We start from the raw sequence: 24295 nt of genomic DNA, 5'->3' as shown, positions 1-24295 counted from the left end.
ATCGCAGATAAAACTTTTAAATCGTTGATAACTTGTTTCTGCTTCGCTAGCTTCGAGAAAGTTACCGTTTTTAGAGTTAGTGCAGATATTAACTTTGCTCCTGCATCACTTCGCTTCGCTCCGTTGCTTCGGCGCCTTTATTAACTATTGCCTCTGCATCGCTTCGCTAGCTTCGAGAAGATTACCGTTTTTAGAATTAATGCCGTTAATAACTTTGCGCCTGCATCGCTTTGCTAGCTTCGGCGCAAATCATATTGGCCGAATGGCGTTCGGCCAATATGATTGACTGAACGCTCGCTCGGCTTTAATCCAAAACAAAAGGGAGTGGTTAAACTCCCTTTCTTTTTTGTTGCTTATGCTATTATCTTAAACAATTTTCGCTCTTTTGGCAATTCTTATTGGACGACTGGTTCCGGCATCGGTGTTTGCTTGCCGATCACTGCCATCTCCAGCAATTCTGCCACATCGTATGTGCCGACGGTTTCTTCGACTTCTTTTGCTTTCGTGCCGTCAGACAGCATCGTCAAGCAGTAAGGGCAGCCGGAAGAGATGATGGTCGGGTTGACGACAAGCGCCTGTTCGGTACGGGCGACGTTGACGCGGTGGCCGGTATCTTCTTCCATCCACATCAATCCGCCTCCAGCGCCGCAGCACATGGCGTCTTGGCGGTTGCGGACCATTTCGACCAATTCGACGCCTTCGATCGCCTTCAGGATTTCCCGAGGTGCGTCGTAGACATCATTGTAGCGGCCAAGGTAGCAGGAATCATGGAACGTGATTTTTTCATTTACCGGGAATTGCGGTTTCAAGCGGCCGTCCTGCACCAGCTCGAACAGCATTTCCGTATGGTGGTAGACTTCCGCTTTAAAGCCGAAATCCGGATACTCGTTTTTGAAGATGTTATAAGCGTGCGGATCGATCGTCACGATCTTCTTGATGTCCGCTTTTTCAAACTCCTGGATGTTCGCTGTCGCCAGTTCCTGGAACAGGAATTCATTTCCGAGGCGGCGCGGCGTGTCTCCTGAGTTCTTTTCCTTGTTTCCAAGAATCGCGAATTTCACTCCCGCTTCGTTCATCAAACGGGCGAATGAAATGGCGATTTTCTGTGAACGGCTGTCGAATGAACCCATCGATCCAACCCAGAAGAGGAATTCGAATTCTTCGCCGGCTTTGTTCATTTCTTTCACTGTCGGGATGCTGACGTCAGGCGCAGCGTCTCTCCAGTTTTCTTTTTCTTTGCGGTTAAGGCCCCATGGATTGCCCTGCTTTTCGATGTTGGTCATCGCGCGCTGAGCATCTTTGTCCATTTTCCCTTCCGTCATTACCAAGTACCGGCGAAGGTCGATGATTTTATCCACGTGCTCGTTCATTACCGGACATTGGTCTTCACAGTTGCGGCAAGTTGTGCACGCCCAGATTTCTTCTTCTGTGATGACGTCTCCGATCAGGCTTGGGCTGTAAAGGTCATCGATTGAAACGCCTTCCGCTCCTGCAGCCATTGCCAGCTGATTGCCTTTGGTGTTGTTGAATGCCAGTGCCGGCACCCACGGTTTCTGGCGGGTCATGACCGCGCCTGTATTCGTCAAGTTATCGCGAAGCTTCGTGATCAAGTCCATCGGGGAAAGCATCTTCCCGGTATTGGTCGCCGGACACATATTCGTGCAGCGTCCGCATTCTACGCAAGCGTAGAAATCGATCATCTGCGTCTGCGTGAAATCTGTGATTTTCCCGACGCCGAACGAAGGCACTTCATCTTCGTCATCCGCGTCTTCAAGTTCTTCGAAATTGATCGGCTTCAAACGGCCGACATGGTCGACGCGGTGAAACCACGTGTTTACAGGCCCGAAGATCAAGTGGGCATGCTTGGATTGTGGTACGTAAACCAGGAATGTCAATAGGAACAAGAGATGCGCCCACCACATGACGTAGAAAATGGCAGCGGCAGCAGTAGCCGGAAGCCCTGCGAACAAGGTCGCGAATACCGATGCGACAGGTTCCGTCCAAGCTCGTTCGTGCTCCAGCCAAACCATTGAAGCACCGTTCCCGACAAGGACCGAAACCATCAAGCCGCCGATGAAGATCAGCACAAGGCCTGATTTCCAGCCGCGCTTCAAGCGGACCAGCTTTTCAATATATCTTCTATAGAAGGCCCAGACAACAGCGACGAGAATCGTCAGCGTTACGATCTCCTGGAAGAACGTGAATGCCGGATAAAGCGGCCCAAGCGGCAGATGCGCGCCCGGTACAAGCCCTTTGATGATAAAATCAATGGCGCTTGCCTGTACTAACAAAAATCCGTAGAAGAACATGACATGGATCGTCCCGCTCTTTTTGTCCTTCATCAACTTCTTCTGGCCAAAGACATTGACCATGACTTTGCGCAAGCGTTCGTTGAAGTTTTCTTCAAACTCCGCTTTCTTTCCGAGCTTGATGAAATCATAGCGCGTCTTCAGCAAATACACGAATAAGTACACAGCATATATCGTGATGGCCAAAAACAGCACCCAGTTTGCTATGAGCAATGGCTCCATTGAAAATCCCCCTTTGTTATGTGCAACTCCCTTAAAAACCTTAAGTAAATAGTACGTGACCCTTGCAGCATTGTCGATTCTTTCTTTTATATTAGAATATGAATGAGCATTCAGTCAACCCAAAACTGAAAGGGTTTTCATTTTTAATTATACACATCCCCCATTTTTTATGAACCCCTTTATTTCTGAATGGTTTCAACAATAAAAAAAGCATCGCCGCAAAGCAATGCTTTCATTCTTGGAGTGAAATCGGGAACACGCAGTTTCCGAAATGCATTTTAAGCACTTTGGTGTCTGCAGAAGCAGCACCAATCAACACACAGCTGGCCGGTCCGGCAGAAGCGTCCATATCGATATCCGCCAAAAGGTGAACTTGCTGGCCAAACAACAATTCCGCTTCCTCGGCGATTCCCTTTGAGCCGACCGGCCAGACTCTCTGGATCAGCCCTGACGACAAGGCATCAGCAATCTTTTTGAGGTCCGCCATGCTTTCGCTTTGTTCGAGCACCGCTTTTCCCACAAGCGGCATGCCGTAGATGTACCAGTAAAGCCCGTCCGGCTGCACGACTTTTCTCTTTCGCTTGCCGAGCATCGTCACCGCAATACCCGACTGCAAGGTGGCCATATTGGTTTCGGAACTTCCCGCAAGCTGCGGAAGCGGCCGCCCAAGCTCTGTGAACAAATCCGTGATCCCCTCCAGATAGAGTGTCCACTGGGCTTCGCCGCTGAAATTATGGACGAGGAGCGCCTCCGGCTCGCTTTCGGCAGCCCACTGTTCAAGCAGCGCTACGCGCGCTGCGAATTTCGCTGTCGTGGAATCTGCTGCAAAAACCGCATCCGCCGGTTTTTCGCCGATGGCCGCACTATTGTCCGATGTCACGATCCAGTCGCCCAGCTGCAATTCATGCCTCATAAGAGCGCCTTCTCTTTAATGCCGGAAAGCACCGGCATGATGGCGCCAGCAACAGCCGCATTCAATGCAGAAGCGATCAAAAGGCCTGGAACGGTGGCAAAGAAAAATGCCGGAGACAGCAGGAAATAGAACGGCACCGCTGCAATGATCCCGTTCACCGCAATGAAAGCGATCCATTTGAATCTCCGCCATCCCGATTGGTGCAGCTTCGCGAACAAAAAAAGAGCCGCAAACATTTCTACCGCAATCAGAACATGGAACGGCCCAAGCGGGAAGCCGCCAAGCATGGCAGACATCAGGTGGCCAAGTGCCGCGATGGCGCCTGCGCCCGGTGCTGAAAAAAACAGCACGGCAGCAAGGGCCGGCATCGAGTCCATCGCAATAGACGCAATGCCGAGCGGTATTTTGATCATCCCGCCGACTGCCGACAAACTGATGAACAACGCGAACAAGGCAATTTTTTTCGCCGGCATGTTATTCACTTTTCTTTCCGCGTCCGCCGTTTTTAAAAACTTTTGCGCTGCGAACGTATTCGTTGTCCGGAACGCCTGCCCGTGAATTGACGACGCGCGACGCAGCGAATAAATAATCCGACAGGCGGTTCAAATAACGCTGAACAACCGGCGGGAAATCTTCCCCGGCTTTCATCAATGTCACCGTCTGGCGTTCTGCCCGGCGCGTAATCGTCCGTGCAATGTGCAGCGTTGCAGCAGCCGGCGATCCGCCCGGGAGTATAAACCGCTCAAGCAGTGAAGGTTCGTCCATCAGATCATCGATGCGAGATTCAAGAATCTCTACCGGTTGTTCGGTCATTTTATACTGAGGTTCTTTCCGGACATCTGCCAGATCCCCGCCGCAGTCGAACAATTCATTTTGGATCGCTTCAAGATCGGCCAAAAGATCCGCATAAATTTCCGGATCCAGTTCGGTCATGGCTTTTCCGATAAATGAATTCGCTTCGTCAATCGTTCCATATGCCTCTACGCGCGGATCGTCTTTATCTGCACGTGCTCCGATTAAACCTGTTTGTCCTTTATCGCCCGTTCTTGTATAGATTCTCATGCAAATCCGCTCCTTTTAAAGTTTCTGGTATGCCGTACCAAATCCGTGTCACCGATTCCGCTGCTGTAAACATTCGCTGATACAAGCGGCCGACCACATCGCGCATTTCCCGTTCAAGCGGGTCAGCCGGCACGATGCCGCGGTTGATGTCGGTCAAGATCCAGATTTGCCGCTTTGGTGCATGGCGCGCGATGGCCTGTTCCACCATTTGTACAATTATTTTCTCATCCGTGCCGTTTTGAAGCTGCGCTTTTATCAAATTTTCCAACCCTGCCGCCACAACGAGCGGCGCAGCCTCCTTCGGCAGCTCCCCTTCGTACCAGACCGCTTCCCGGTCTCCGGCAAGCTCTTTTACATACTGGCGTTTGCCATTAAAGGCGCCACCGAAAACGATATGCATCGCTGCCCCTCCTCGTAAGCTTTTCTGTTCTGCCACACGATGCTGTGGCAATGGCCATGAAGTGCGGCCTGCTGCCGGAACGCACCACCAGTCGCCTGCGCTGCCAGCCACCGAATCGGGCCTCCGTGCGTGATGACCGTGAATTCATTGCCTTCCGGAAGCGACCGCACCGCACCGTCGATGCGCACGGCCAGCTCCCCAAGGCTTTCGCCTTCCGGCGGCGCTATTTCCGTCGGATCATCGATCCACGAGCGGTAGCGCGGATCATGCTGGAGCTGTTCGTAAGTTTTTTGTTCCCACGTACCGAAATGGCATTCGCGCCAACCGGGATTTGCATGGTAAACGGCCCTCGGAAATAAAACCTCAGCGGTTTGCCGGCAGCGCGCCAGATCACTGCCCCATACTTGCCGCTTCCTGAAATCCGCCGCTGCTTCAAACGGCAGCACCGGTTCATCGGTCCAGCCGATATACTGCTTTTCCATATTGCCTGCAGTCGGCGCATGGCGAATCAGATGAAGAACAAAATGACCATCCATAGCAATAGCTCAGCCCCTTCCACATAAGCTCCGAACAAATCGCCCGTGGCGCCGCCGAAATGTCGAAGGCAAAAACGGCGGTACAACAACAGCATGAGGCCAAAAACGGCCAGCACAACGGACGCCAGCAGCCACCCGCCTATATACAGAAGCAACATCCCTGCAACCAGCAAATACAGGAAAGCGGCGGCTCGGATCCACCGCATCTCCGCTTTCCCCTGAAAAAAAGCGGCAAGGCCGTCTGTCTTCGCGCTTTTTGTCCAACTGAACAGCAGCAGCAATCCGGTCCTTGAAAGCACCGGAACCGCAATTAGCCATAACAGCGGCATAGCCGAAAAGCTTTCGGCGATCAAAATGATTTTTCCAGCGATTGCCAAAATCAGAGCCATAGTTCCGAAAGCCCCGATTCTCGGGTCTCCCATGATTTGGAGGCGCTTTTCACGATCCCGATAAGAAAAGAAAGCGTCCGCTGTATCGGCGAGGCCGTCCAAATGCAATCCTCCTGTGGCACCTAGAAAAACGAGCACCAATAAAAATCCGCTTAAGAGAGAGCTTGCATCGGTGTATTCCTTTAATAAGAACGCGATCCCCAGGGCAACTACGCCGAGCAGTGCTCCGACTATCGGCAAAGCGATATACATCGCTGTAATGTCCCGCTTTTCCATCGGCAGCGCTTTTCTCACAGGCACAATCGAAAAAAACTGGAACGCCAGTGCGAATCCGGTTGTGATGGTTTTCATCATTTGCCCGCCTCCATGATCTTTTCTACGGCGGCCCAGTCCATATGCGCTTTTACATGTTCCGCCCATCGGCCGTAGCGGTCGGCCTCTTCCACATCAATCGGCTCCGGCAAGCTTTTGGCTTTACGGATCGGCGCGAGAAACGCCCTTCGGCATTCCGCATTGCTGAAAAATCCGTGGAGGTGCGTGCCTACCAAGTTCCCGGACAAAAAGCCCTCAACTCCGCCCTCAAAATGGATCAACGGCGCATCCCCTCCGGCTACTCGACCTGCATGAATTTCATAGCCCTCTACTGGAATATCCTGCTCCGAAAACCGCACATGGCCGCTGCGCCTGACTACCAGCTTTTCTTCATTGAAAACCGTTTCCATTCCTTTGATCAAGCCGAAGCCTGTTTCCAGATTTACCGGTGTTCCGTCGAATCCAAGCGGATCCCGCAGAACCTCTCCCATCATCTGATAGCCGCCGCATAAACCGACAATCAGGCACTCCTCTTTTAACGACTCCAATTTCTCATGGAACCCCTGCTTTTTCCAGTGGCGTAAATCAGCAATGGTGCTTTTGGTTCCCGGAATGACCAAAATATCGGGATGGCCGATTTCTTCCACCCCCTCCACCCAGCGTACAGCGGTATCCCTTTCATTGAAAAGCGGCTCCAGATCGGTGAAATTCGACAGGTAGGGATGCTTTAATACAGCTATATCGATGGCGCCCGGCAACGCTTGTTTCTCCAAGGCGCTTACGCCGAGCGAATCTTCCTGTTCAATTTGATGGCCGCTGAGATACGGGATGACCCCAAGCACCGGCAAGCCGGTATAGGATTCCAGGAATTCCACGCCGTCCTGGAACAGGCGGATGTCGCCCCGGAATTTATTGATCAGCAAGCCTTTGACGCGCTCCGGATTCGGCATCAGCGCAAGAGTTCCGATTATGGAAGCGAAAACGCCTCCCCGCTCGATGTCCGCAACGAGGATCACCGGCACGTCCGCTTTTTCAGCTACGGCCATGTTGACCAGATCCCGGTCGTTCAAATTGACTTCCGCCGGGCTTCCCGCTCCTTCAATCACGATATGGGTGAACGATGCTGCCAGGTTGGCCAGTGCTTGGTCAATTGCCGCTTGGCCTTGTTCGTAAAATCGCTGCCGGTAATCCATGCCATCCATCACCAGCGTTTTTTTGCCGAACAATACCACTTGGGATTTCATATCGCTTTCGGGCTTCAGCAAAATCGGGTTCATGTCCACAGTCGCTACTACTCCTGCCGCTTCCGCCTGCACCCCTTGGGCCCGGCCGATTTCTTCGCCGAGTACGGTTACGTAAGAGTTATTGGACATGTTCTGCGATTTAAAAGGCGCCACGCGCTTGCCTTCGTCAGCCAGGATCCGGCAGAACGCGGTGCAGATCATGCTTTTGCCGACATCGGATGAAGTTCCTTGGATCATTATCCCCTGCATATTGTCACTTCCTTTTGTAAGCGAACCCATTTTCCACTTCGTATGCTTCCTGGGCTTGGGCAACGAGCCAAAGATGAATCTTGCCGAGCCAGAACTGATACGTTCGGTCACGAATAAAATCATCCAGCACTTCATTCGAAACAATCACCAAAACGGCGGCTATTTCCTGAATTCCTTTTACCGTCTCTTGCAGTCTGGCCCATTTCTTCTCCATGCAGCCGGGTTGTTCTGCACAAGGCATGCCGTTTTCCCAGCCCTCGTATAATTCATTGGCCAGCCAGGTGGTGACGCAATCCCATAACACTGCATCCCCCGGTTGAAGTTTCGCCAAAGCGTCTTCCAGGTGCAAAGGCTGTTCGATGGTCGTCCAGCCCTGGCCGAGGCGGTCCACGCGGTGCCGCTCAATCCGCGCTTTCATTTCCGCGTCATAGGCACGCCCGCTTGCAAGATAGATGCTCCTCGCCGCTTTTGCATCCAAAACCTTTTTCTCTGCCCAGGCGCTTTTGCCGCTGCGGACGCCGCCGCTGACAAAAATCATTGTGTTTCGAGCCATGCCGCAATCGCCTCCCGGAGCCGCGCCATCTGTCCCGGTGTTTTCATGCCGATGCGGAACCATTGCCCGTCCATGCCGCGGAACGATTCGGTGTGCCTGAGAACGATGCCACTTTTTAGCAGGTCTTTGAAAAACAGATCCGGCCGCTTGTCTTGAGGCAGGCGGAAGCACAGGAAATTCACGTTTGAATCGGTCGTCTTGCAGCCGTTTTCTTCTAAAAACCGCTTCATTTGCTGCCGTTCCAAAGTGGCAGCTTCCACTATACGCCCCCGGTATGCCGCTTCATCGAAGCAGCGCGCCCCCAAAACCGCCGATATGGCATTGACGTTCCAATGGGCGGCGCCTCTTTTCAGCTCCTCAATAATTTCAGTATCCGCAATTGCATAGCCGAGCCGAAGTCCGGGAATCGCATACATCTTGGTCATCGAACGGACGATGATCAAATTCGGAAACGCTTTTTGCCGTTCGATCATGGAATGCTCTTCCCCTGCAAAATCGATGAATGCTTCGTCCAAGACAAGTTCGCATTCCGCTGCTTTGCACGCCTCCGCCAGAAAAATCAGTTCGTTCTGTTTGAGCATATGCCCTGTAGGATTATGCGGATTGCAGATATAGAGCGCTGCGCTGCCTTCGAGCTCATTCACGATATCGGACATCGGCAAACGCCAGCCGTCTTGCGGCGTCAATTGCACCGCAGCGATCTCGGCATCCTCCGCTTCCAAGGTTTTCCGGTACTCGGAAAAAGCCGGTTCAATCAGGACCACCCGCTTGCCGCGGTAGCGCTTGGCAAGCCAGGTGAAAATTTCTGCAGCGCCGTTGCCGGCAGCCACGCGTGCGGGCTCTACTCCATGATACGCAGCTGCCGCTCCGCGAAACGGCTCTGCGTCGGGGTCCGGGTAGCGCCGGATGGACTCCAGCATTTCCGGCCACACCTGTTCGATAAAAGCTGGCGGGCCGAAAGGATGGACGTTTTCACTAAAATCCAGAATCGTTTGCGGCGCCGCCAGCCCCGCCCGTTCAAACAATCGATGCGGATTTGCTCCGTGGTCAGGTAAATTCAATGAGCAGCCCTCCTATTGCAAAAAGAATAAAAAACCAAATTGCTGCTGTTTGCATATGCTCCACTGCTTCCCGGATATGTGCAGCTTCCAGGCGGTAGACCGGCTGCCCCATGCGTGCCCGGTATGAAGGGACGCCTTTATATGTATTCAGGCCGCCCAGTTCAATCCCCAATTGGATGGCTGTGGCGGCTTCCAGCCAGCCGCTGTTCGGGCTAGGATGCTTTTTGGCGTCGACTCTCCATTCCGCAAAACGCTGACGAAGCGGCAGCCTTCTTTTGTTCTTGGTTGTAATCAGGATCAATGCACCGGTGATCCGGCTTGGGACAAAGTTTAATAGGTCATCCAAACGGGCGGATGCGAAACCGAATTTTTCAAACTCTTGACTCTTATATCCCACCATCGAGTCGCATGTATTGACCGCTTTGTAAAGCCATAACCCCGGGGCGCCAAGAAGAAAAGCCCAGAACAGCGGTGCCGTCACACCGTCGCTGGTATTTTCCGAAACCGTTTCGACCACGCCGCGCGTGATTTCGCTTTCATCCAAATCCACGGTGTCACGGCCTACAATCCAACCGAGTTTTCCCCTTGCCTGCTGCCAGTCTTTATTGACGAGCGGCCGGTAAACCTCTTCCGCTGCATCTTTCAGGCTTTTCTGGGCAAGTCCGGAAGCGATCAAAACCGTTTCCACCGAAAAGCCCAGAATCCAGTGGACCGTGTATGCCCCTTTGACGAGCACAAAAGCGGCGCTGAATGCCAGACCGGCAATAAGCGCCACCATGAAGAACCCGTTGCGGAAAGCGTGCGGCGGCTTGTTCCAGCGCTTTGACAGGCCGGCAATCACCGTTCCGATCCAGCGGACCGGATGCGGCCACGACGGCGGGTCCCCTACGAGCCGGTCCAGGAATAAGCCCAATGCAATCGCGGCGATATAGCCGATCATTGTTTTTTTGCCTCCCGGTAAAGGGCGATCGCTTCCACCGTACATTGGAACACGCCGGTGCCGATCAAACTGCCCAGTTCCGTAATCGGACCCGCATAAGGAAGCGCATCACCTCGCTGCGTGGCTGCTACGAGACAGCTGTCTGTCGAGGTGCCGGTCGCGATGGTGTTGGTCAACGGATCCTTGACCCCTTCCTGATGAAGCGCTTTGGTCTTCGCTTCGGTGGCTGTGATCATGGCCTGGATAAACGCTTCATCGGATAAAGTGCCGTTGACGAAGATCCACGTATTGATCGTACCGACGCCAAGCAGCCGTTCAGCCGCTTTGGAAACATCGACGGCATTGCCGACTCCAGCTGTCACCGCAATGACGACAGAACCGAAGGAAGCCGGAAATTCTTTGACGACGGCATGTTCCGTTTTCACTGCCGTCATCATGCCCACCGTATCGGTCGGCTTGAAGCCGCGGCTTTCGATAAAACGGGTCATGTCAGCCAGGCTATCATCGATATTGTAATCCATGTCCACATGGCGGTTGATGAAGGTCCGGAACCATCCGGCCCCCGCATTGATGACTGCAGAAGATATGGTTTTCAACGGCACAGGGCTTTCATACAACACCATTTCAGCGGATGCAGAGAAAGCTTCTGCCCGGATCATCGATTCTTCCGGCAGGCCTTTCACACCGGGAAGCAGCGTAATCTGCGGTTTTGGAAGCTCAGGATGGGGATGGTTGCTGACGCGCGCATGGTAAACCGTTTCGATATCCGATTCCCGCACCACTTCATGCGGCTCACCGATGCGCACGACACGGCCCTTGTCGAGCAGCAGCAATTGGTCGCAGTACATCGAAGCCAAGTTGATATCGTGAAAAATGGAAACGACCGTCAATTCTTTTTCGATTGCCTGTCTTTTGATCGTATCGAGCAATTCCCGTTGGTGATTGATATCGAGATGGTTTGTCGGTTCGTCCAAAAGCAGGACTTGTGCGTTCTGGGCGAGGGCTTGTGCGACGAATACCCGCTGCTGCTCCCCTCCGGACAATTGGTCAATCGGTGTGTTTTCATAATGCCGGATATCCATCAGGTCTAATGCTTCCACAACTGCCGCTTCGTCTTCGGCAGACCAGGAAGAGAACCAGCCGCTTTGATGCGGATAGCGCCCAAGCGAAACGGTTTCACGGACAGTATGGGCAAATGCATGGGCGTGCAGCTGAGGCAAAACGGCCATTTTTTTCGCCAGTTCTTTTGCTCCGAAACTGCCAATCTCCTGTCCGGCAATTTTCACGAGGCCGCTTTTGGCCGGCAAGACGCCGCTGACCAGTTTCAACATAGTCGATTTCCCGCTGCCGTTCGGTCCCAGAATGCCGAGCAGCGAACCTTTCGGCACTTCAAAAGATACGCCTTCTACAATATTCTTGTCTCCGTATCCGCCGGTAAGCTCTGTTATTTTCAGCATATCAAGCCACTCCTTTGCGCTGCCGGAAAAAGATGAAGGCGAAAACCGGCGCTCCGATAAATGCAGTAATTACGCCAATAGGCAATTCCGTCGGGGAAATGATTGTCCGCGAAAACAGATCGCAGACGATGAGCAAAGCGGCTCCGTTGATGAAAGACAGCGGCAGGACATGGCGATGGTCCGAGCCCCAGATGAGGCGAACCATATGCGGCACGACCAGTCCGACAAAACCGATGGTGCCGGATACTGCGACCGCCGCTCCCGTTAGAACAGATCCGCTGACCAAAATCATCATTTTGCGTTTTTTCACATCCACACCGAGGTGCTGCGCCCGCTCTTCTCCGAACAGCATGGCATTCAGCTCCCTGCGGTTGAGCCATAAGACGAACGAACCGATGAGGATGAACGGCAAGGCCATCTGGACATACGGCCAGCCGCGCATCGATACGCTTCCGAGCAGCCAGCCGATGATCTGGCGCAGCTCTTCCCCGGTTAAGGCGATCATCAACGAAATCAATGAACCGAGAAACGAACTGAAAATGATTCCTGTCAGGATGACCGTTTCCATTTTCATTGCTTTATCCACAAGTTTAGCAAATGCCATCACGGCCAGCATCGTTAGAAGTGCCCCAACCATGCTCATGACCGGCAGCGTATAAATGCCGAGAAAAGGGATAGAAATGCCGAAAAAGAGTGTCATCACGGCGCCGACTGAGGCACCGGAAGACACTCCTAACGTGTAGGGATCAGCCAATGGGTTTTTAAGAAGCCCTTGGAATGCGGCACCCGCGATCGCAAGTGCGGCGCCGACGAGGCCTGCCAGCACCACGCGCGGCATGCGGATATTCCATAAGATATTGGCTGCTGCTTCGTCCGATGCAGGATTCCATAGCACGGCCGGCGATATCGCTACCGTCCCCACCGTCACTCCCAGCACCACTGCCCCTGCCAATAGAAAAAGGGAGACAAGGTAGGCGGCAATGGTTTTACTCACTGAATACCTCAGGGTATACTGCTTCAGCCATTTCCAGCAAGCCCTCAGTCAATCTTGGGCCCGAACGGTTGACCAAATCCGAATTGACATCAACCACTGCCTTCTCCTTCACCGCAGCCACACCTTCAAAACCTGGACGCGCCAAGACTTGGTCTACAGCTTCAGGTACATAATAGCCATATGTCGTCAAAATCACATCTGGATTGGCTTCAACGATCGCTTCCGGATCCATGCTTGCCCAGCCTTCAAGGTCTTTAGCAACATTTTCCGCGTTGATGATTTCAAGCATATGATCCATGAAAGTCCCGCTTCCAGCTGTATAGATTTCCGGTTCTCCCGAAACTTCGATAAATACTTTTTTCGGTTCTTCAACCGTACTTGCCTGTTCTTTTATTTCCTCCACTTGCACTTCCATTTCAGAAACAAGCGCATCCGCTTCTTCCATCGCACCTGTCGCCTGTCCGATTACCGTAATCGTATCATATACTTCATCGAAATTTTTCGCTTCTTGCACAACATATACCGGGATGCCGGCATCACGGATTTGCTGAAGCCCTGCCTCTCCCACCGCTACTCCTGATTCATGTGCCAGCACAACATCCGGATTCAAGCTGATGATTTTTTCCACATTAAATTCCTGGCCGCCGATCTTTTCAACTTTGGCTGCTTCTTCCGGATAATTATCAAAATCGGAAACTCCAACTATTTTTTCGCCGAGGCCTAATTCATAAGAGATTTCCGTGTTCGAAGGAATCATCGAAACGATGGCATCCGGTTCTTCTTCAATCACGACTTCTTCACCGACCGCATCCGTCAATGTCACCGGAAACTGGGCTTCCGCAACTTCCTTTGGCGGCTCAGCCGGTGTTTCGATTTCCTGTTCCTCAACTGCCGCGTTTTCTCCGCCGCATCCTGCCAGCATTACGGCTGCAAGCCCTGCACTCATCCCAAACTTCCAAAACTTCTTCATGGTGTATTCCTCCAATTTTCTTTTTCCATTCAGCGCTGAGCCAGCGGAGGGGGACCGCTGGCTCAGCGCTGAAGCTGTGATCTCGCTCATTATGTATTCCCGTATCGCTGCGCTTCCGGGCCATTCCCATAAAAAGACCCCCCGCAGCGATGCGGAGGGTCTGAAAGGACGACATAAAAAACATGTGCATCCAGCCGGTCCTCGCGGGCTTAATGGGCGTCATAAAGGCAGGTCTCCTGGCTCGTGGTCATCGCGTTCTGCACCTTCCCGAAGACTTGCTTCAGTGGCATTCTGCAGATTGCTCTCACTTACAGTGGCGGGACCGCGCCGGAATCGAACCGGCTTCCCTTTTAACTCATGTTCTTAGACATAAGCACCTTTATGATTATGAATATTCAATTCCGTTACAAAATCCATTATACACGAAAAAATTTCCGTGTCTCTTACATTTTTTCCGGAGCTGCGACGCCGACCAGTTTCAAGGCATTTCCCAGCGTCGTTTTCACAGCCGTAATGATCGCCAGGCGCGCACGCGTCATTTCTTCATTCGAAGCATCCAGGACTTTATTGGCGTTATAGAAGCTGTGGAAATTGGCCGCCAGTTCATGGATATACGTTGTTACTCGGTGTGGTGCACGCATTCTTGCAGCGTCCGCCACCACTTGCGGGAAGTCCCCGAGTTTCTTCATGACATCCACTTCCTTTTCGGAACTGAGCAGGCTCAGGTTCTCCGTCGAAGGCGTGAAGCCCATTTCTTCCCCTTGGCGCAGGATCGAGCAGATGCGGGCGTGCGCATATTGCGAGTAATACACCGGGTTTTCATTGGACTGCGAAACCGCCAGATCCAGATCGAAATCCATATGCGAATCGCCTGAACGCATCGCGAAGAAATAACGAACCGCGTCCAAGCCGACCAGTTCTACTAATTCGCGCATTGTCACCGCTTTGCCGGTACGTTTGCTCATCTTCATCTTCTCGCCGTCTTTATACAGCTGCACCATCTGGATGATGCTCACTTCAAGCGTGTCGCGGTCATAGCCCAACGCTTCGATCGCCGCTTTCATGCGCGGGATGTAGCCGTGGTGATCCGCTCCCCAGATGTTGATGAGCTTATCGAAGCCGCGTGCTAGTTTATCTTCGTGGTAAGCAATATCCGGAAGCAAATAGGTGAACGATCCGTCGTTCTTAATCAGGACGCGGTCTTTGTCGTCGCCGAATGTCGTCGAACGGAACCATGTTGCGCCGTCTTCTTCGTAAATATGGCCATTCGCACGGAGCTTGTTCAGCGCCACATCGATTTCGCCTTTTTCATACAGCGATGTTTCCGAGAACCAAACGTCGAATTCGACGCGGAAATCAGCCAGATCTTTCTGAAGCTTCGCAAGCTCCACTTTCAAGCCATGCTTGCGGAACGCTTCGAAGCGCTCTTCTTTGGTCATGGAGACGAATTTATCTCCGTGCTCTTTCACCAGGTCTTCTGCGATATCCTTGATATCCTGTCCGCGGTAGCCGTCTTCCGGCATGTTCAGCTCCTGGCCGAGCGCTTCGAAATAACGCGCTTCGATCGACCATGCCAAATTATTGATCTGGTTGCCGGCGTCATTGATATAGTATTCGCGCGATACATCATATCCCGCAAGGTCCAATACGTTGCAAAGCGAATCGCCGACAGACGAGCCGCGGGCATGCCCCAGGTGCAGGTCGCCAGTCGGGTTCGCCGAGACAAACTCGACTTGGACGCGTTCGCCGCCGCCTGAATTGGTGCGGCCGTAATCCGTCCCTTGTTCCAGGACCGTCTTCACGACGTCCAGCAAATACTCCTTCTTGATGGTGATGTTGATGAAACCCGGTCCGGCAATTTCGATTTTCTCGATATTCGCCGCTTCCTTGTCAATGTTTTCAAGGATGGCCTCGGCAATCGCACGCGGCGCTTTCTTGGCAACGCGCGTCAATTGCATCGCGATGTTCGTCGCGTAATCCCCGTTCGCTTTGTCTTTCGGCGACTCCAAAAAGACATCCACCGGCTCTGCCGATAATCCCGCTTTTTGGACCGCTTCGCTGATTGCTCCTTTAATGGCGTACTGTACTTTTTCTACTGCATTCATTGTGTACCCTCCGTAAATTGGATTTCCATCACGTATTCCCCGACAAAGCTTTCGCCCATCGCAAGATCGTAGCGGACTTTGAAATGTGTGTCGCTGACCGACAGCTCATGCGCTTTGGTCGTCAGCATGAACGAACCGTGTTCATTCGTCAAATTGCCGGTTTGCTCTTTATGTAATAAAAACGGCAGCCGCATCTGCAGGCCTCCGCTTCTCATAACCATTGCGTCCTCTTGCCCGAGCTTCACTGTGGTCCGGATGTCCAGTTCGTCCTGCCGCTCCTCATACTGCAAGTAGCGCCGGTCATTCTTCACCGTCATCGTCCCCTCGGACCACATTTCCATCTTCTGTTCTTCCACGTCCGGCTGGCGGATTATGGTCGTCAATTTGATTTTCACCATTTTCCTCATGCCGCCTGCCCCCTTTTAAGTAATAGCCTTTCCATTATAGCCCGATTCGGCGGACATTTTCAATTGAGGGTTTGCCGGAATCCCGACAAAACGGGCAGAAATGCAAAAAACCACTCCAGGGAGTGGCTGATCGCTATTTATGAAATGGGCTGCGCCGGATTACCGGATGTACGTTTTCACGAACGATGGCCGCGCGAAGATATTCGGTTTTTTGTCGATGCCTTCCGCTGTTCCGCGCTTTGCGTGCGCTTGCCCGTAGGATTCCGATTCTTGCCACGCCTTGAACGACGCTTCGTCTTTCCACATCGTCAGGATGATGTATGTATCCGAACTCAGCGGGCGCAAAACACGGATCGCTGCGAACCCGGGCTCCCCTTCCACCTTGCCGGCACGGTTCCGGAAGCGTACTTCAAAAATCTCCCGGCCTTCTTCCGTCACCGGAATGTTGTTGAATACCGCAAAGTAGCCGTCGTTGATGTCGCCGACCGCATTCAGCACTTCGAACGCTTCAAAGCCTTCGGGAGCCGCGCCTCCTTCCGCTTCGAATAGCACCGTCGATTCCTCGCCGTCCACCAGGTAGATCAGCCGTGCGTTCGGAGTTCCAGCAAGCATTGCAACCCCTTGGTCCCTATGGCCCGTCCATTTATACAATTCCATCGCCAGCACCTCTTTCGGATTTATATTCCTTTCCATTTTATCTTTTCTGGCGGAAAGAATCTATCCGGACGGCGAGTCCGATTCAATCAGGCCTTCTCGCTCAGTCCGAGCTTCCGGATGAGCGGTTTGATTGTCAAGCCTTGGACGATCAAGGAAAAGAGCACAACGGAAAACGTCAGGAGCAGCACTGTCTCTCTGCCTTCAAAGCTCATGGGAAGGCTGAGCGCCAAAGCGATGGAAAGGCTTCCTTTCAATCCGCCCCAATTGAGCAGGATTCGTTCTTTCCGGTTCAGGCTTTTAGCCGGCAGGGTGCTTAAGAACAGAGCAACAATCCGTGCGCCGATGACAATGAGGATTGCATAAAGGATGATTTCCCATTGGCCGTTCAAATCGATATTCCGGATTTCAAGGCCGACAATCAGGAAGATGAGCGAGTTTGCAATCAATGCAATGACGTCCCAGAACGAGTTGATATTCCGCTCCGTCGTCTCGGACATTCCGATTTTTCCACCGTAATCCCCAAAGACAAAGCCGCCCGCTACAACGGCAATGACACCTGATACGTGAAGGTGCTCTGCTATAAAATAACTGCCGAAAAACAACAAGGCCGAAACGGCAATCTCAAAAGGATAATCGTCATAAAAGCGGATGACTTGCGAGAAGAGAAAGCCAAGGATGACCCCAACCAGGATTCCGCCTACTGCAAACCGCAGGAACAGCCAGACGCCGCTTCCGATGCCTGCCCAGCCCATTTCGATATAAGTCAATAAATACACCGACGCAATCTGGAAAAGCACAATTGCAATCCCATCATTGAACAATGATTCCCCTTCCATGATGGTGGACAATTTTTCGGAAACTCCTGCTGATTTGAAAATAGAAAGTACGCTGATCGGGTCTGTAGCACTCATCAAAGCCGCAAAAGTGAATGCCACCGCAATCGGCAAGCCGATCAGGTAATGAGCTGCGAAGCCGATGATGATAAATGACAGGAAAGTTCCTCCAAGCGCCATCCCGATCACGGTGTTTTTCTGTTTGTACAAATGATGGAACGGCAGCTTCAAAGTGGCGTCTCCCAAGAGGATCGGCAGAAACAGCGAAATGATGATCACTTGGAATACATTCGATTGGGTAATGAATTCTTCTGCATGGTCAATCAGCGGTATCGGCAAGTTTACAATCCCTAAAAAGAGCCCTACCAGGACAAGGGCAATCGTGTCCGGCTGATTGATTTTCTTTGCAATCCCAACAACGGAAATTGCGATGGCCAGCAATATCAGAATCTGTATAAAAACTTCATTGAAATCATGCATTCTACACCGCTCCCATCCGCCTCTTATTCTTTTCATTTCTCTAAAAGCGGAAGAGTAAACATATTTTATGGAATCAAAGCGCTTAAAGTGATTGGTGATTTAATGCATTCGACAAAACAGGAGTTCGTGCAGGCATCACAAAGCGGCTTTGTCGGAGAACTTTCTATTCAATTCCGAGCAGCACCCATCGGTTTATGCGGCGGCCCGACCAACTTTCGAAGTATTCCTATTTACCGCTAACGCCAACCAAAAGCGCAGGATTTTCTACCTTCCGCTCCTGCTGTCCATCTTTGATTCCCAAGACGGCCCGCTCCGCCTTTCGCCAATTGGTGTAGCCGTAAATGGAATTGATCAAATACAAGCTCCACATCACCAGCATCGCAATCGTTTCGCCATTCTGGAAGAAGAAATTGTATCCCCACAGCACCATCGACATGGCATTGATGAAAATCCACAGGTTCCATTGGAACGCGATGCGCTTCACCATGAGGATCATCGCTACGATGCTGAGCACCGTCGTGGTGGCGTCAATGATCGGCAAGTTGCCGCCCATCAACATCAATGCCCATGCATAAAGTACAATTGCTGCGGCAGACCCCGCCACGAGCAGCGCTTTCTGCTTCACGGTCACGGCCTTCACTTCCACGTCCATCTCCGTTTTCTCCTTGATGGCCGGATCGGCTTGCTTCGATTTCCCGAACCAGATGTACCAGCCCAGGATATTCATCGGCAAGTAATAAAGGCCGTTCAGCATCACTTCCCCGTAGAAGCCCGCGCCGTAGGAAATATATGCATATAAGATCACGTTGGCTACGCCCAGCGGATAATTCCAGATGCTCCCTTTCGCGCAAAGGAATACGCAGAGAAATCCGAGCAGTCCGGCAATCAGCGCAATCGGGGCATCCCCCCAATACACCGATAATCCGATCATCGCCAAACTGCCCAGCACTACGAACAATTTTTCGAACAAGCTCATTCTTTTGAAAAACTTGATCACTTTCATTTTCTTGCCACCCCTTCTTTTGTGATTCACTTCCCTTCAATATAATAATGTCTTTACACATGTAATGACACTCTGTTAATTATCAAAATGATAAAAATACCGCCTGTTTTTCCAAGGGAGCTTCCGAGAAAACAAAAAAAAGCACCGCTGACCGCTATTAAAACCTAGCGAATCAGAGTGCTTTCTATGGATAGAGATCTAAATTATTTTATTGCTACGATGAAACCGATTGACTGTCCGCTTTTATTTCACCCAACCGAGAATCATTTCACGGATCAGTTTGCTTGCGGTGTTGGCCGTCTGGTCGGAATGGTCATAGACCGGCGCCAGTTCGACCAAGTCGAATCCGACAACGTTGACACCTGACGCTGCGATGGCGTGGATCGATGCCAATAATTCGCGTGACGTGATGCCGCCCGCATCGACCGTCCCGGTGCCTGGCGCATGCGCCGGGTCCAGGACGTCCATATCGATCGTAACATAGACGTTGCGGCCTTCGAGCGTCGGCAGGACTTCTTTCAACGGCTCGAGCACTTCGAATTTCGAGATGTGCATGCCGTTCTCTTTCGCCCATACGAATTCTTCCTTCATGCCGGAACGAATGCCGAACGAGTAGACATTCTTCGGTCCGATAAGGTCGGCGATCTTGCGGATCGGCGTGGAATGCGAATATTCTTCGCCTTCGTAGTTTTCGCGTAGATCGGTATGCGCATCAAAATGGATGATCGCCAAATCGTCGTATTTGCTCGCAACGGCTTTCATGACCGGAAGAGACACCAAGTGCTCTCCGCCCATGCCCATCGGGATTTTATTGTCCGCAAGTAATGTGTGGACATACGTCTCGATTTCAAGCAGGGATTTTTCCGGATTGCCGAATGGCAACGGGATGTCGCCTGCATCGAAGAATTTTACATCTTCCAATTCACGGTCAAGGTACGGGCTGTATTCTTCCAGTCCGATTGACACTTCACGGATTTTATTGGGACCGAAACGGGACCCTGGACGGTAGCTGACAGTCCAGTCCATCGGCATGCCGTAAAGGACCGCTTTGGATTCTTCGTAATTCGGATGGCTTTTGATGAATACTTTTCCTGAATAAGTCTCGTCAAAGCGCATCTTATTCGCCTGCCAAATCTTTCACGAATTTCGGCAATACGAATGCCGCGTTGTGCAATTCTTTCGTGTAGTATTTTGTATCGATCTCATGGAAACGCTCAGCCGGCACTTCCAGCGGATTGTATTTTTTCGAACCGATGGTGAATGCCCAAAGGCCAGACGGATAAGTCGGGATGTTCGCCAAGTACAACTTCGTGATCGGGAAGATTTCCTTCACGTCTTTTTGCACCTGTTCGATCAAATCGGCTTTGAACCACGGGTTGTCGGATTGTGCGACAAAAATGCCGTCTTCTTTCAAGGCACGCGAAATGCCAGCGTAGAAGCCTTTCGTGAACAAGTTCACTGCCGGGCCGACCGGTTCAGTTGAATCCACCATGATGACGTCGTATTTGTTTTCGGATTCTGCGATGTGCATGAATCCGTCGCCGACGATCACGTCAACACGCGCATCTTCAAGCCCTGAAGCGATTGAAGGCAAGAATTTTTTCGAGTACTCGATCACTTTGCCGTCAATGTCGACAAGCGTCGCTTTTTGGACAGAAGGGTGCTTGAGCACTTCACGGATTACTCCGCCGTCTCCGCCGCCAACAACCAGAACGTTTTCTGGATTTGGATGAGTGAACAATGGAACGTGCGCCACCATTTCATGGTAAACGAATTCGTCTTTCTCAGACGTCATGACCATGCCGTCAAGGAAAAGCATATTGCCCCATTCAGCCGTCTCTGCCATCTCCAAGTATTGGAAATCCGTTTGCTCGGTGTGAAGCGTTTTATTGATTTTCATCGTAATCCCGAAGTTCTCGGTTTGTTTTTCTGTGTACCAAAATCCTGCCATCTATAATCAAACTCCTTTTCGCTCAAATTAAAACTACTTAAAAAAGTATAATTCTTTTCAACAAAAGTGCAATATTTTTTTACACACTGTCCTTTACCCGCTGCGCACCGCTCTACACGCAAAATAAAAAGGTTTTCTGCGGCGGGAATTTTTCCAGACGCAGAAAACCTTTTTATCCTGATGGCGCGGAGAAAGAGACATGAGGCATTGGGCTTGGGTTTTCTCGCAATGGCTCACGGCACTTGTCCGCTTCTCAGGTGTCCTAGCTTTCTATTCAAAAGCTGTATTTATAGTGTACTGCCTTTCATTGCCAACTTCAACCGCCTGTGTAAGGCAATTTCAAATGTCACATTTTGTTCAAATTCCGAAAAGGATTATGCATTCAAATCTTGACGGAGCTGGGGTTCACTGCGTCCCCACATTTCCGGGTTATGGCTTCTCAAGTATTCGGCAAGCACCCGTTTGGACGGTTCGTCCATGTGGTCGACGATGATTTTGCGCTTCATCGATTTGTCCATCAAGTTGACGTGTTCGGCCAAAATCTTATAGCCGCGGCGTTTTTCGCGGTTGACGACCATCTCGCAAGCCGTGACGCCAGCGTAATAAGGCCCCTGCGGATTGAAGTCGATGGTGATCCAGATGAGCCAATACGGCTTGCCACCTGCCGAGTCTTCCCGGTTCGTTGTGAATTTGATGCCTTTTTCCACCTGGCTGCGAGCATGCATCGCGCCGATGTCGATGAACGCTTCCTCTTCCTGGATGTCGATAAACAACGGCGAGACGTTCTCAAGCGACAACGAGCCGATGCCGTAGCCTTTATGCCCGTCTGTCGGATCGTTCTTTATAATGGTGAATCCTACTTTTTGTTTCGGTTTTTCTTCGTTTGCCATGTGTACATTCCCTCCGTTCTGATATGATTGAGATATCTTTATTAAGGCTTGTTAAGTTCACAGGTATGTAGCTAAACAGCGGAGACTGCCGCGGGACAGCGAAGTGCCGAGATCCACTCGGGCGCTAAGCCCGCAGCAAAGCGGAGCTGTTTTGCGGAATACCCTACTAACAAACACAAAGCCTAATTCAAAAAAGGAGCTGTATCCATTATGCCATACGTAACTGTCAAAATGCTTGAAGGCCGCACGGAAGACCAAAAACGCGCGCTGGTTGAAAAAGTCAGCGAAGCGGTTGCTGAAACAACTGGCGCACCGATCGAGAACGTCACGGTCTTCATCGAAGACATGAAGAAAACCGATTACGGCGTCAAAGGCAAATTGTTCAGCGATATTTGAAGAAAAGTGGAAACGGCCGTTAAGGTTCGACCGGCATAAGACGATTTGACGAAGCGGCGTGTTTTAAGCCGCGCCGTCAAAGTGGCTTATGACCAGAGAAGCTGGCCGTTGCAGCTAGACATCAAAGTATCGTAAAAAACTCCCATTGCGGGAGTTTTTTTATTGCCTTAATTCTTCAATAAACCCGTAGGCTTCTTCGATTTCGTCTTGCGTGAAGTTCAGCTTTGCTTTGACGACGTGGAGCTTTTCGATCTGCTCGTCGCGCTCCATATGGTCGAAATACAGCAGTGTTGCCGTCAGTTCAAGAAAGCGGCTGCTTTTGCCGTTCAGCTTGCCGGCAACTTCCGGCGACTCGAGGATCGATTCCTTCAGCGTTCCGCGGAAGTCGGCCCCTTCTTTGGTGACGCTGTATTTGTATTGGACGTACGAGCCTTTGTCTTCAAGTTCCTCGGATAAAAACCCCATATCGCATAGCTCTTCCACCCGTGCTGTCAGTTCCTCAGAATACGGCCCGTAAATATGGAACTCGTATTTTTCCTGGAACGGCACGCCCAGTTTCTTCAATATGTAAATCATTTTCTGCATTTTCTTGCGGCCGGTGATGCCTTCCGCTGTCGCGATGAAATCCACGATTTTTGCGTGTTCCTGGAGCAACTAGACCCCTCCTTCTCTAAGCATTTCCAATATCTGCTGCTTGATGGCTTTTTTCTTGCCATCTATCAATAATTCCGCTGGGAAATATAATTTATAATCCGTTCTGCGCTTTCCGGAAATCGCTTCGACAATCTGCGACAGGCGCGACAATTCCTTGATGTCGCCGTTAGGCATCAAAAGATGGATCGGCAGCCGCTCCCCTTCTTCGCCGGGGCGGTAGAAGTCGTACGGCAGATCCGATGTCGAATCGTCCACGAGGTAGTAGTCCGGGTCGATGCCCGCTTTCTGGAACAGCCGTGCAAGTTCGCCGAGTTTCCGGTAATCCTTGCCGGGATCGAAATCGACGTACTGGAACAGGCGGCGGTTGACGAACCGGTCGCTCATATCGGCGAGGATCGGATCGCGTTCGTCCATCCAAAGCTGGAAGTACGTCATAAGGACGCCTTCATCAAGCGCCAAATAATCTTTCAGCGTGAACGAGCGGTCGAAGAAGGCCATGAAATGCGTCGGCGGCTGCTTGAATTCATAGCCGCTGTCATGGAGTTCCTTCGCGCGCTGCAGGATCTTCCGCAGAATGACTTCCGCGCTGCGCGCCACCGGGTGGAAATACACTTGCCAGTACATCTGGTAGCGGCTCATGATGTAATCCTCGACGGCGTGCATGCCGCTCGCTTTGATGACGACCTGGTCGTCGATTGGCCGCATGACCCGGAGTATGCGTTCCATGTCGAAATGGCCGTAGGAAACACCGGTATAGTAAGCGTCCCGCTGCAGGTAGTCCATGCGGTCGGCGTCGATCTGGCTGGAGATCAGCGACACGACCTGCTTGTTCGTATAGGTTTTAGCGATGACTTCCGCGACTTTCTTCGGGAAATCCCCGCTCACTTTTGTGAGGATCCGATTGACTTCGGTATCGCCAAGCAAAATTTCGCGCGTGAAGTTTTCGTGGTCGACGTGGAAGACCTTTTCAAACGAATGCGAGAACGGTCCGTGGCCAAGGTCATGGAGAAGCGCAGCGCATAACACGACGAGCCGTTCGCTTTCATCCCATTCCGGGCGGCCATGGAAAATGTCGTCGGAAATCCGGCGGACGATTTCATAGACGCCGAGCGAATGGCTGAAGCGGCTGTGTTCGGCTCCGTGGAATACCAAATAAGAGGTGCCGAGCTGCTTGATGCGGCGAAGGCGCTGGAATTCACGGGAATTGATCAAATCCCAGATGACTTGGTCGCGTACATATATGTATCGGTGAACCGGATCTTTGAATACTTTTTCTTCAGCTAGCTTCTGTGTAGCATACACGGCCGC

General features: G+C 51.7%; 25 protein-coding genes and 1 riboswitch. Of the genes, 1 reads left to right on the top strand and 24 read right to left on the bottom strand.

Annotation, left to right across the window (positions count from 1 at the left end):
* Positions 1–395: 395 nt before the first annotated feature.
* The 22 genes from ACTL32_RS00460 to ACTL32_RS00355 all read right to left on the bottom strand — a co-directional run bounded on the left by ACTL32_RS00460 (position 396) and on the right by ACTL32_RS00355 (position 21937).
* Entirely contained in the window at positions 396–2531 is a 2136-nt protein-coding gene (locus ACTL32_RS00460; RefSeq protein ID WP_441339628.1) for a (Fe-S)-binding protein, read from the bottom strand.
* Between the two features lie 232 nt (positions 2532–2763).
* Positions 2764–3444, bottom strand: a complete 681-nt coding sequence (locus ACTL32_RS00455) for an alpha-ribazole-5-phosphate synthase (RefSeq protein WP_441339627.1) — start codon at positions 3442–3444, stop codon at positions 2764–2766.
* Positions 3441–3917, bottom strand: a complete 477-nt coding sequence (locus ACTL32_RS00450) for an ECF transporter S component (protein WP_441339626.1) — start codon at positions 3915–3917, stop codon at positions 3441–3443. Before ACTL32_RS00450 ends, ACTL32_RS00455 begins: the two co-directional genes overlap by 4 nt.
* A gap of 1 nt (position 3918) precedes the next feature.
* Entirely contained in the window at positions 3919–4506 is a 588-nt protein-coding gene (locus ACTL32_RS00445) for a cob(I)yrinic acid a,c-diamide adenosyltransferase (RefSeq protein WP_441339625.1), read from the bottom strand.
* The gene (locus tag ACTL32_RS00440) at positions 4478–4906 is read right to left on the bottom strand and encodes a bifunctional adenosylcobinamide kinase/adenosylcobinamide-phosphate guanylyltransferase (protein ID WP_441339624.1); all 429 of its coding nucleotides are present in this window, start codon (positions 4904–4906) and stop codon (positions 4478–4480) included. The genes ACTL32_RS00445 and ACTL32_RS00440 overlap by 29 nt, the downstream gene beginning before the upstream one ends.
* Entirely contained in the window at positions 4858–5442 is a 585-nt protein-coding gene (locus tag ACTL32_RS00435) for a histidine phosphatase family protein (RefSeq protein ID WP_441339623.1), read from the bottom strand. The genes ACTL32_RS00440 and ACTL32_RS00435 overlap by 49 nt, the downstream gene beginning before the upstream one ends.
* Positions 5415–6185, bottom strand: a complete 771-nt coding sequence (cobS, locus tag ACTL32_RS00430; RefSeq protein ID WP_441339621.1) for an adenosylcobinamide-GDP ribazoletransferase — start codon at positions 6183–6185, stop codon at positions 5415–5417. Before cobS ends, ACTL32_RS00435 begins: the two co-directional genes overlap by 28 nt.
* Positions 6182–7636 (bottom strand): cobyric acid synthase, encoded by a 1455-nt coding sequence (locus tag ACTL32_RS00425; protein ID WP_441339620.1) that lies wholly within the window; start codon positions 7634–7636, stop codon positions 6182–6184. The genes cobS and ACTL32_RS00425 overlap by 4 nt, the downstream gene beginning before the upstream one ends.
* 4 nt (positions 7637–7640) lie before the next feature.
* Positions 7641–8189, bottom strand: a complete 549-nt coding sequence (locus ACTL32_RS00420; RefSeq protein ID WP_441339619.1) for a bifunctional adenosylcobinamide kinase/adenosylcobinamide-phosphate guanylyltransferase — start codon at positions 8187–8189, stop codon at positions 7641–7643.
* Positions 8171–9250, bottom strand: coding sequence for a threonine-phosphate decarboxylase CobD (gene cobD, locus ACTL32_RS00415; protein WP_441339618.1), 1080 nt, complete (start codon positions 9248–9250; stop codon positions 8171–8173). Before cobD ends, ACTL32_RS00420 begins: the two co-directional genes overlap by 19 nt.
* On the bottom strand, positions 9237–10190 hold the full coding sequence (cbiB, locus tag ACTL32_RS00410) for an adenosylcobinamide-phosphate synthase CbiB (protein ID WP_441339617.1): 954 nt from the start codon (positions 10188–10190) through the stop codon (positions 9237–9239). The genes cobD and cbiB overlap by 14 nt, the downstream gene beginning before the upstream one ends.
* The gene (locus ACTL32_RS00405) at positions 10187–11647 is read right to left on the bottom strand and encodes an adenosylcobinamide amidohydrolase (protein ID WP_441339616.1); all 1461 of its coding nucleotides are present in this window, start codon (positions 11645–11647) and stop codon (positions 10187–10189) included. Before ACTL32_RS00405 ends, cbiB begins: the two co-directional genes overlap by 4 nt.
* Position 11648: 1 nt before the next feature.
* A complete protein-coding gene (locus tag ACTL32_RS00400; protein ID WP_441339615.1) occupies positions 11649–12641 on the bottom strand; it encodes a FecCD family ABC transporter permease in 993 nt (330 codons plus the stop codon).
* Positions 12634–13611: an ABC transporter substrate-binding protein gene (locus ACTL32_RS00395; RefSeq protein ID WP_441339614.1), complete on the bottom strand. Its 978-nt coding sequence runs from the start codon at positions 13609–13611 to the stop codon at positions 12634–12636. Before ACTL32_RS00395 ends, ACTL32_RS00400 begins: the two co-directional genes overlap by 8 nt.
* A gap of 209 nt (positions 13612–13820) precedes the next feature.
* Positions 13821–14007, bottom strand: a riboswitch (cobalamin riboswitch).
* Positions 14008–14054: 47 nt separating this feature from the next.
* On the bottom strand, positions 14055–15716 hold the full coding sequence (argS, locus tag ACTL32_RS00390) for an arginine--tRNA ligase (RefSeq protein ID WP_441339613.1): 1662 nt from the start codon (positions 15714–15716) through the stop codon (positions 14055–14057).
* Positions 15713–16123 (bottom strand): DUF1934 domain-containing protein, encoded by a 411-nt coding sequence (locus ACTL32_RS00385; protein WP_204891107.1) that lies wholly within the window; start codon positions 16121–16123, stop codon positions 15713–15715. Before ACTL32_RS00385 ends, argS begins: the two co-directional genes overlap by 4 nt.
* A gap of 159 nt (positions 16124–16282) precedes the next feature.
* On the bottom strand, positions 16283–16780 hold the full coding sequence (locus tag ACTL32_RS00380) for an antibiotic biosynthesis monooxygenase family protein (protein ID WP_441339612.1): 498 nt from the start codon (positions 16778–16780) through the stop codon (positions 16283–16285).
* A gap of 86 nt (positions 16781–16866) precedes the next feature.
* Entirely contained in the window at positions 16867–18093 is a 1227-nt protein-coding gene (locus ACTL32_RS00375; protein WP_441339611.1) for a cation:proton antiporter, read from the bottom strand.
* Positions 18094–18319: 226 nt separating this feature from the next.
* On the bottom strand, positions 18320–19096 hold the full coding sequence (pnuC, locus tag ACTL32_RS00370) for a nicotinamide riboside transporter PnuC (protein ID WP_441339610.1): 777 nt from the start codon (positions 19094–19096) through the stop codon (positions 18320–18322).
* Positions 19097–19339: 243 nt separating this feature from the next.
* Positions 19340–20212 (bottom strand): agmatinase, encoded by an 873-nt coding sequence (speB, locus tag ACTL32_RS00365; protein ID WP_441339609.1) that lies wholly within the window; start codon positions 20210–20212, stop codon positions 19340–19342.
* Between the two features lies 1 nt (position 20213).
* The gene (speE, locus tag ACTL32_RS00360; RefSeq protein ID WP_441339608.1) at positions 20214–21047 is read right to left on the bottom strand and encodes a spermidine synthase; all 834 of its coding nucleotides are present in this window, start codon (positions 21045–21047) and stop codon (positions 20214–20216) included.
* A gap of 374 nt (positions 21048–21421) precedes the next feature.
* Positions 21422–21937: a YwhD family protein gene (locus ACTL32_RS00355; RefSeq protein ID WP_441339607.1), complete on the bottom strand. Its 516-nt coding sequence runs from the start codon at positions 21935–21937 to the stop codon at positions 21422–21424.
* Positions 21938–22147: 210 nt separating this feature from the next.
* Between ACTL32_RS00355 and ACTL32_RS00350 the strand changes: the two genes are divergently transcribed.
* Entirely contained in the window at positions 22148–22333 is a 186-nt protein-coding gene (locus ACTL32_RS00350) for a 2-hydroxymuconate tautomerase (RefSeq protein WP_204891114.1), read from the top strand.
* Positions 22334–22492: 159 nt separating this feature from the next.
* Here the strand turns inward: ACTL32_RS00350 and ACTL32_RS00345 are convergent, their stop codons facing one another.
* Together ACTL32_RS00345 and ACTL32_RS00340 are read right to left on the bottom strand one after the other, a co-directional pair.
* Positions 22493–22987, bottom strand: a complete 495-nt coding sequence (locus ACTL32_RS00345; RefSeq protein WP_441339606.1) for a YwgA family protein — start codon at positions 22985–22987, stop codon at positions 22493–22495.
* The gene (locus tag ACTL32_RS00340) at positions 22988–24289 is read right to left on the bottom strand and encodes an HD domain-containing protein (protein ID WP_441339605.1); all 1302 of its coding nucleotides are present in this window, start codon (positions 24287–24289) and stop codon (positions 22988–22990) included.
* Between the last annotated feature and the right edge of the window lie 6 nt (positions 24290–24295).

Origin of the sequence: Planococcus sp. FY231025 (assembly GCF_052078085.1) — a bacterium.
Lineage (GTDB): Bacteria > Bacillota > Bacilli > Bacillales_A > Planococcaceae > Planococcus.
Note: the sequence above shows the minus strand (reverse complement) of the source record. Positions and strands in the feature narration are given on the sequence as shown.

Coding starts and splice junctions, on each gene's coding strand:
- ACTL32_RS00445 (WP_441339625.1), bottom strand. CDS start 4,506: ATGAGAATCTATACAAGAACGGGCGATAAAGGACAAACAGGTTTAATC.
- ACTL32_RS00420 (WP_441339619.1), bottom strand. CDS start 8,189: ATGGCTCGAAACACAATGATTTTTGTCAGCGGCGGCGTCCGCAGCGGC.
- ACTL32_RS00405 (WP_441339616.1), bottom strand. CDS start 11,647: ATGCTGAAAATAACAGAGCTTACCGGCGGATACGGAGACAAGAATATT.
- ACTL32_RS00455 (WP_441339627.1), bottom strand. CDS start 3,444: ATGAGGCATGAATTGCAGCTGGGCGACTGGATCGTGACATCGGACAAT.
- ACTL32_RS00375 (WP_441339611.1), bottom strand. CDS start 18,093: ATGCATGATTTCAATGAAGTTTTTATACAGATTCTGATATTGCTGGCC.
- argS (WP_441339613.1), bottom strand. CDS start 15,716: ATGAATGCAGTAGAAAAAGTACAGTACGCCATTAAAGGAGCAATCAGC.
- ACTL32_RS00435 (WP_441339623.1), bottom strand. CDS start 5,442: ATGGATGGTCATTTTGTTCTTCATCTGATTCGCCATGCGCCGACTGCA.
- ACTL32_RS00380 (WP_441339612.1), bottom strand. CDS start 16,780: ATGGAATTGTATAAATGGACGGGCCATAGGGACCAAGGGGTTGCAATG.
- ACTL32_RS00460 (WP_441339628.1), bottom strand. CDS start 2,531: ATGGAGCCATTGCTCATAGCAAACTGGGTGCTGTTTTTGGCCATCACG.
- ACTL32_RS00350 (WP_204891114.1), top strand. CDS start 22,148: ATGCCATACGTAACTGTCAAAATGCTTGAAGGCCGCACGGAAGACCAA.
- cobS (WP_441339621.1), bottom strand. CDS start 6,185: ATGATGAAAACCATCACAACCGGATTCGCACTGGCGTTCCAGTTTTTT.
- ACTL32_RS00425 (WP_441339620.1), bottom strand. CDS start 7,636: ATGCAGGGGATAATGATCCAAGGAACTTCATCCGATGTCGGCAAAAGC.
- ACTL32_RS00355 (WP_441339607.1), bottom strand. CDS start 21,937: ATGGCAAACGAAGAAAAACCGAAACAAAAAGTAGGATTCACCATTATA.
- ACTL32_RS00385 (WP_204891107.1), bottom strand. CDS start 16,123: ATGAGGAAAATGGTGAAAATCAAATTGACGACCATAATCCGCCAGCCG.
- pnuC (WP_441339610.1), bottom strand. CDS start 19,096: ATGAAAGTGATCAAGTTTTTCAAAAGAATGAGCTTGTTCGAAAAATTG.
- ACTL32_RS00395 (WP_441339614.1), bottom strand. CDS start 13,611: ATGAAGAAGTTTTGGAAGTTTGGGATGAGTGCAGGGCTTGCAGCCGTA.
- speE (WP_441339608.1), bottom strand. CDS start 21,047: ATGGCAGGATTTTGGTACACAGAAAAACAAACCGAGAACTTCGGGATT.
- speB (WP_441339609.1), bottom strand. CDS start 20,212: ATGCGCTTTGACGAGACTTATTCAGGAAAAGTATTCATCAAAAGCCAT.
- cbiB (WP_441339617.1), bottom strand. CDS start 10,190: ATGATCGGCTATATCGCCGCGATTGCATTGGGCTTATTCCTGGACCGG.
- ACTL32_RS00450 (WP_441339626.1), bottom strand. CDS start 3,917: ATGCCGGCGAAAAAAATTGCCTTGTTCGCGTTGTTCATCAGTTTGTCG.
- ACTL32_RS00440 (WP_441339624.1), bottom strand. CDS start 4,906: ATGCATATCGTTTTCGGTGGCGCCTTTAATGGCAAACGCCAGTATGTA.